A 601-nucleotide genomic window follows, 5' to 3' on the forward strand; every position below is an offset into this window, starting at 1 on the left:
GTGCCAAAAGTGATAACGGGACTTATGTCTACAAACCATCAAAAACTGAAGTGAAGGAAATCCTTGAAGAACAAGGTGCTCCAAGTTCAAGTGTAGATGCATTGATCGACAATGTTAAATTGGAAGTTTCAGTGACCATTAAAGATAAAACAGGTAGCCTTAAAATTAAAGGTGAAATGATGGGACAAAAGACTGACCAATCATTTGATATGAAAGTTGACCAACAAAAGAAAACTCTTCAATCAAAAACAGGTGAAGGTGAAAAGGTTAAATACAAAGTTTCTGGCGATGTATTCACTTTTGATTTATCTGGAGAGGAAAGTTCAGATCACGCAGCAGCTTTGGAAATGTTCAAAAACGCTAAATTCAAGCGCACAAAATAATACAAGAGAAGGGCAGAGAGTATCTGCTCTTTTTCTTCTTTATAATATCTTGAATCGGTATTAAAATAATGGTAAAATCTGATTATAAAGTACATTAGGAGATGAATTATGAAAAATATTAAACGTATTCTTTTAGCTTTCGTTGCAGTTTTTGCAGCAGTCCTCTTGGTGGCATGTGGTGCCAAAAGTGATAACGGGACTTATGTCTACAAACCATC

At 35.1% G+C, this 601-nt stretch carries 2 protein-coding genes; both read left to right on the plus strand.

Annotated features, from left to right (window positions below; all coding sequences use genetic code 11):
• Nucleotides 1–383, plus strand: a 383-nt coding sequence (locus ADG03_RS02775; protein ID WP_049520953.1) for a hypothetical protein, incomplete at its 5' end; no start/stop codon positions are given.
• 108 nt (nucleotides 384–491) lie between these two features.
• A partial coding sequence (locus ADG03_RS12030) for a lipoprotein (RefSeq protein ID WP_481556245.1) occupies nucleotides 492–601 on the plus strand: 110 nt, incomplete at its 3' end.

This window comes from Streptococcus parasanguinis (genome assembly GCF_001069785.1).
In the GTDB taxonomy this organism is placed as follows: Bacteria; Bacillota; Bacilli; order Lactobacillales; family Streptococcaceae; genus Streptococcus; species Streptococcus parasanguinis_T.